Here is a 5,405-nt window from a genome sequence, read left to right on the forward strand (position 1 = left end):
CGCCGATGATAGTGCTGCAACCAGTGTGAAAGTAGGTTATCGTCAGGCTAGTTATATGAAAAACCCCACCAGGTGATCCTGGTGGGGTTTTTTGCTTTCTGCGCCTGTACATCGCACTGTTGTTCAAGCACCAAAACGCTTTGTCATAAAGAACATTGCGTACAAATAACTTTGCTTTCTGTCCAGAATCAATCGTGCGCGACAGATAGTTTTCTATAATTCTCCGTTACCCAATTATTTTTCTTGTTGGCACACCACGCCGGCAGGGACTTCGTTTGCCTCAACACTCTTACAAAGAATTTTATGCGATCACTTTCTGCACTCAGCACGCGCGCCAAACTCGGCGTGGGGTTCGGCCTGGTCGGGATCCTGATCATCGTTCTGGCCGTCTTTGCATGGCGTGAACTAGGGAATGTCGGTCAGGAACTCGCTGCACAAAACACGGTGCGCACCACCCAGCTCGAGCGCCTGTACGAATTGCGCGAATCGCTTGCCCAGACCGGCCTCGCAGCGCGCAATGCCTACATCTTCCCGGACGTCAATGACGCCCGGCGTGAACTCGCCCTCCTGGACGAACACAAAGCCCGTTATCTCGCCCAACTGCAAGCCTTGGAGCCACTGTTTGTGGGGAATGCCGACTTCGCGAAGATGCGCGACGGACTGCAGCAGATGGCGCAAGAGCTGAACCGCCCACGCCGCTACCGCGATGCCGGTCAGCTGACCGAATACGGCAGCTTCCTCGTCAACGAATGCAGTCCGCTGCGCCGTCAGAACGTGCTCGATATCGACCGCGTTATCACCACCGTGCAGCAATATGTCGCAGACGGTACTGCCCATGCACAGGAATCGATTGCTACCGCCAAAACCACGATCGTCGTGGTCACGCTGGCCGCAGTGGCTCTGAGCGTGCTGGTCGGCAGCGCGATCACGGCCCATCTACTGCGCCAGCTGGGCGGCGAGCCGGTCGAAGTCAATCGCATCGCGTCGGCCATTGCTGCGGGCGACCTGACCGTCGACGTTACGGTTCGTCCCAATGACGACGCCAGCGTCATGCATGCCATTAGCGAAATGCAGGCCAGTCTGCAAAACATCGTCGCGCAAGTTCGCGGCGGTACCGACATGATCGCGACCGCTTCCAGCGAGATCAGCGCCGGTAACGACAATCTGTCGATGCGTACCGAAGAACAGGCGAATTCGCTGGGCCGCACGGCCGATTCGATGAAAGAACTGACCGCTGTCGTCGAACAGAATACTGCCTACGCCCGTCACGCCAATACGCTCGCTGCATCGGCCAGCGTGGTTGCAAGCAAGGGCGGCACCGTCGTCTCCGCTGTGGTCAACACCATGCAGGATATCAATGCTTCGGCCCGGAAGATTTCGGACATCACCAGCGTGATCGACGCGATCGCCTTCCAGACCAATATCCTGGCATTGAATGCCGCAGTCGAAGCGGCGCGCGCCGGCGAGCAGGGGCGGGGCTTTGCCGTGGTGGCGAGCGAAGTGCGCAACCTGGCGCAGCGGTCGGCCACTGCCGCCAAGGAGATATCGGCATTGATCGGCGAATCGACCGCCAAGGTCGATGCGGGTTCGAAGCTGGTGGAGCAGGCCGGCGCCACGATGGACGACATCGTGAGCAGCGTGAAGGAAGTCAGCGGCATCATCGCTGAAATCACCACCGCAAGCGAAGCCCAGCATGCCGATATCCAGCAAGTGAACCATGCGGTGGGTCAGATGGACGAGGCAACCCAGCAGAACGCTGCCTTGGTTGAACAGGCCGCCGCGTCGGCTGCGGCCCTCAAGGAACAGGCAGCGAAGCTGCTGCGCACCGTGCGCGTGTTCCGCATCGGCACCGAAGGCAAGCCGCTGCGGATCGCGGGCTGAGCTGCCGATCTATCAGGCGCCGCTCAGTCGGTGCTGGCATTCAGGCTCTTGCGCAAGTCCACTAACTGGTCGCGCAGGGCCGCGGCTTCGTCGACCGAGCACTGGGTTGCGCACAATACCGCCGGCATCACGCTGGCGGCTTCCTTCCTCAATGCCTTGCCCTCATCGGTCAGGCTGATGATCACCTGGCGTTCATCGCTGCGCGCACGGTTACGCTGCACCAATCCCTGGGCTTCCATACGCTTGAGCAAGGGTGTCAAGGTCGCAGAGTCCAGGAACAGGCGCTCGCCGATGTCGGACACGGTCAGTTGATCTTGTTCCCACAAAACCATCATCACGAGATATTGCGGATAGGTGAGCCCGAGCTTGGGCAGCAGGCCGCGGTAGACCCGCATCATTGCCAACGAGGTCGAGTACAGCGCGAAGCACAGTTGCTCGTCGAGCATGGGTGTCGCAGGGGAGGTGGGAGTGTTCGCGTTCATGTTTCCAATATAGGTCGCACACTAGATAATTGCAAGCGATTGTCTGACGAAATCGATGCAGTGCCGAAGCACAAGCGATGTGGCGTGCGTAAGCACTTACATGGCGCCATCTCTGCAATACGGCGAATTGTCGGATCCTCGCGTGAATGACAGGATCAGGCAAGAGGATGCGAGGAACCATCTACCTCCCGACTCCCCCTCACTTCTATGATGAATGAACATTGTATTGAAGGGAGCACCCATGAAATCGATCGACACTATTTATATCTATGGGCAATTCGTCACCCCGCATGGCGCCGAGCGCTTTACCCTGGTCGACCCTGTCACCGGAGAGGAAGCGGCACAAGTCACCCTGGCCGACGAGGTCGACGCGGAAAACGCGATTGCCGCAGCGACCGCCGCTTATCGAGAACTTGCCGGATCGTCGCGCGAACAGCGCATGGCTTGGCTCGCACGCCTGCATGAGGTGGTGGCCGCCGCAGAAGAGGAATTGATCGCGACGATGATCGAGGAATACGGCGGACCTCACGGTATTTCCGTCGCCACCTCGAAGCGGGCCGCTGCCTCGTTCGACCAGGCGCGCACGCTGCTGGCCGATTACCCGTTCGAGCGCCAGGTTGCCAGCGCGCGGGTGCGCATGGAGCCGCTCGGTGTCGTTGGTCTGATCACGCCCTGGAATGCAAACTACGGCATGATCTGCAGCAAACTCGCGATGACGATCGCCGCCGGCAGTACGGCCGTGATCAAGCCGAGCGAATTGAGCGCACGCCAGACTGAACTGCTGACCCGTGTGTTGCACCGGGCTGAAGTGCCGGCCGGCCTGTTCAACATCCTGACCGGCCGTGGCGACGTCGTTGGCGCCGCCCTCGTGCGCCATCCGGGCATCGCGAAGATCTCGTTTACCGGCTCCACCGCGGTCGGCAAGTCGATCGTGCGCGGTTCTGCGGACACGCTCAAGCGCGTCACCCTGGAACTGGGCGGCAAGTCGCCCACAATCCTGCTCGACGACGCCGACTTCGACAAGGCCATGCCCTTCATCGCGGCGGCAGCAACCATGAACAGCGGTCAGGCCTGCCTGGCGGGCACGCGCCTGCTGGTGCCGCGCGCACGATTGCAGGAGGCCGAAGAAGGCATCGTCGCGGCGTTCCAGGCCTTGAAAGTGGGCGATCCACGCGATCCGGAAACCCGGATCGGGCCGATGGTGAGCGCCACCCAGTACCAGCGCGTGCAAGGATATATTCGCAAAGGGATCGAGGAGGGCGCAACCCTGCTGCTGGGCGGTACCGGCTTGCCGCAGGGCCTGGAGCGCGGCTATTTCGTGCGGCCTACTGTGTTCAGCAATGTCCGCAACGACATGACCATCGCAAAGGAAGAGATCTTCGGGCCGGTCCTGTCCGTCATTGCCTACGACGATGAGGAAGATGCCATCGCGATCGCCAACGACACGATCTACGGCTTGCATGCCTATGTGTTCTCGGGAGACGTCGCGCGTGCGAATCGTATCGCTCGCCGCATCGAGGCGGGCCGGGTCTTCATCAATGGCCTGTACGATGAGCCGATGGCGCCATTCGGTGGATTCAAGCAGTCGGGGCTGGGGCGTGAATTCGGCATCTTCGGGCTGGAGGAATATCTCGAGCCAAAGACCCTGCTTGGCTATGAACAGTCGCTCTGAGCGCGGGTTGCTCCGGCAGTTGCTGGAGACGGTCAGCCGCCGCTTCTCCGCGGCGGACGACATCGATGACCTGTCGACGGCACTGCCCTGGCTGGGGCTGATCCGGCGCCGGGGGCCGACGGCGATCGGCCGTGGGATGCTTGAACCGTCGATGTGCCTGATGCTGCAAGGCGAGAAGCAGATGCTGGTCGGTGAGCGCGTACTGCGCTACGGCGCCGGTTGCTATGTGCAGGCGGGCACGACGATTCCCATCTCGGGCCAGGTCGTGCGTGCCAGCGAAGCGGAACCTTATTACGGCATCCGGGTCGATCTCGATCCGAAGGAGCTTGCATCCTTCATGCTCGAGATGCGGGTCCCGATGCCGTCCGGGGGAGACGATCCGCCCCTCGTCAGTGTCGAGATCGCGGGCACGGCCTTGCTGGAGGCGTTCGAGCGCTTGTTAAGACTGCTCGACCGGCCGTCGGATCTGCCTGTCCTGGCGCATCTGCTTAAACAGGAAATCATGTATTACCTCGTGACGGGACCGGGCGGGGCCACCCTGACGCAGGGATTGATGGGAGGCCATCGCGAGCATGCGGTAACCAAGGCGATCAGCTGGATCCGCGAGCATTACGATGCACCTTTGAAAATCGCGGAGCTGGCCGAGGCCGTACACCTGAGCCCGTCGGTCCTTCATCGCCGCTTCAAGGCTGCGACAATCATGAGTCCGCTCCAATACCAGAAGCAGGTGCGGCTGCTGGAGGCGCGCAAGTTACTGATGAGCGGCGGGGTCGAGGCCGCGAATGTGGCGTTCCAGGTGGGGTATGAAAGTCCATCGCAGTTCAGCCGCGAGTACCGCCGCCTGTTCGGCGCCTCGCCACTGCAGGATGCGGAACAGCTGCGCGGCGTGGCGCCGTCGCCATGATTTGCGACTGCAAAACAATATTATTGCTGAGCACTTGCGCGACGGGGTAGGCCTTTGCTATAGTTCGCCTCCGCTTCGGCAAGGCCGAAAAATGTTAACGTAATCAAGCGGTTACGGTAGCAAGATCGGCAGAGAAATCTGAGACGAAGCGAAATGAAGGGGTTGACGAAAAACGAAAAACACTTCATACTCTCTTTCCTCTGCTGCTGACGAACACAACGATTCGAAGCAAGCAACAGATGGATGCAGTACCGGATAAAGTTCTTTAAAAATTAACAGTCGATAAGTGTGGGCGTTTGATGAAGGTGCCAAGAACTTCGGTTCTTGATTACTTAAATTATCAAATGTTCACAAAAAAGAAATACGTTGTCTCAGCGATGAGATAACGGTCAGTATTTTGAGTGAGCGACCCCTGCAGCAATGCAGGGTGACTCGAAAGAGTCAACAAACAGAGATTGAACTGAAG

Annotated in this window: 4 protein-coding genes; 3 read left to right on the top strand and 1 reads right to left on the bottom strand. The window is 59.6% G+C overall.

The window, feature by feature from the left end; genetic code table 11:
* Positions 1-303 precede the first annotated feature (303 nt).
* Positions 304-1,881 (top strand): methyl-accepting chemotaxis protein, encoded by a 1,578-nt coding sequence (locus SOM28_RS26245; protein WP_320469960.1) that lies wholly within the window; start codon positions 304-306, stop codon positions 1,879-1,881.
* A gap of 23 nt (positions 1,882-1,904) precedes the next feature.
* Here SOM28_RS26245 and SOM28_RS26250 read toward each other — a convergent pair whose 3' ends face one another.
* Positions 1,905-2,363, bottom strand: coding sequence for a MarR family winged helix-turn-helix transcriptional regulator (locus tag SOM28_RS26250; protein ID WP_123070360.1), 459 nt, complete (start codon positions 2,361-2,363; stop codon positions 1,905-1,907).
* Between the two features lie 241 nt (positions 2,364-2,604).
* Between SOM28_RS26250 and SOM28_RS26255 the strand changes: the two genes are divergently transcribed.
* Both SOM28_RS26255 and SOM28_RS26260 read left to right on the top strand, forming a co-directional pair.
* Positions 2,605-4,035 (top strand): aldehyde dehydrogenase family protein, encoded by a 1,431-nt coding sequence (locus SOM28_RS26255; RefSeq protein ID WP_320469961.1) that lies wholly within the window; start codon positions 2,605-2,607, stop codon positions 4,033-4,035.
* Complete coding sequence (locus tag SOM28_RS26260; RefSeq protein ID WP_320469962.1) at positions 4,019-4,939, top strand: AraC family transcriptional regulator; 921 nt, start codon at positions 4,019-4,021, stop codon at positions 4,937-4,939. Before SOM28_RS26255 ends, SOM28_RS26260 begins: the two co-directional genes overlap by 17 nt.
* Positions 4,940-5,405: the final 466 nt, after the last annotated feature.

The organism is Massilia sp. CFBP9026, from assembly GCF_034045165.1.
Classification (GTDB): Bacteria; Pseudomonadota; Gammaproteobacteria; order Burkholderiales; family Burkholderiaceae_D; genus Telluria; species Telluria arenae.

Bases quoted from the DNA above. Each gene is read 5' to 3' on its own strand.
- SOM28_RS26245 (WP_320469960.1), top strand. From the start codon at position 304: ATGCGATCACTTTCTGCACTCAGCACGCGCGCCAAACTCGGCGTGGGG.
- SOM28_RS26250 (WP_123070360.1), bottom strand. From the start codon at position 2,363: ATGAACGCGAACACTCCCACCTCCCCTGCGACACCCATGCTCGACGAG.
- SOM28_RS26255 (WP_320469961.1), top strand. From the start codon at position 2,605: ATGAAATCGATCGACACTATTTATATCTATGGGCAATTCGTCACCCCG.
- SOM28_RS26260 (WP_320469962.1), top strand. From the start codon at position 4,019: ATGAACAGTCGCTCTGAGCGCGGGTTGCTCCGGCAGTTGCTGGAGACG.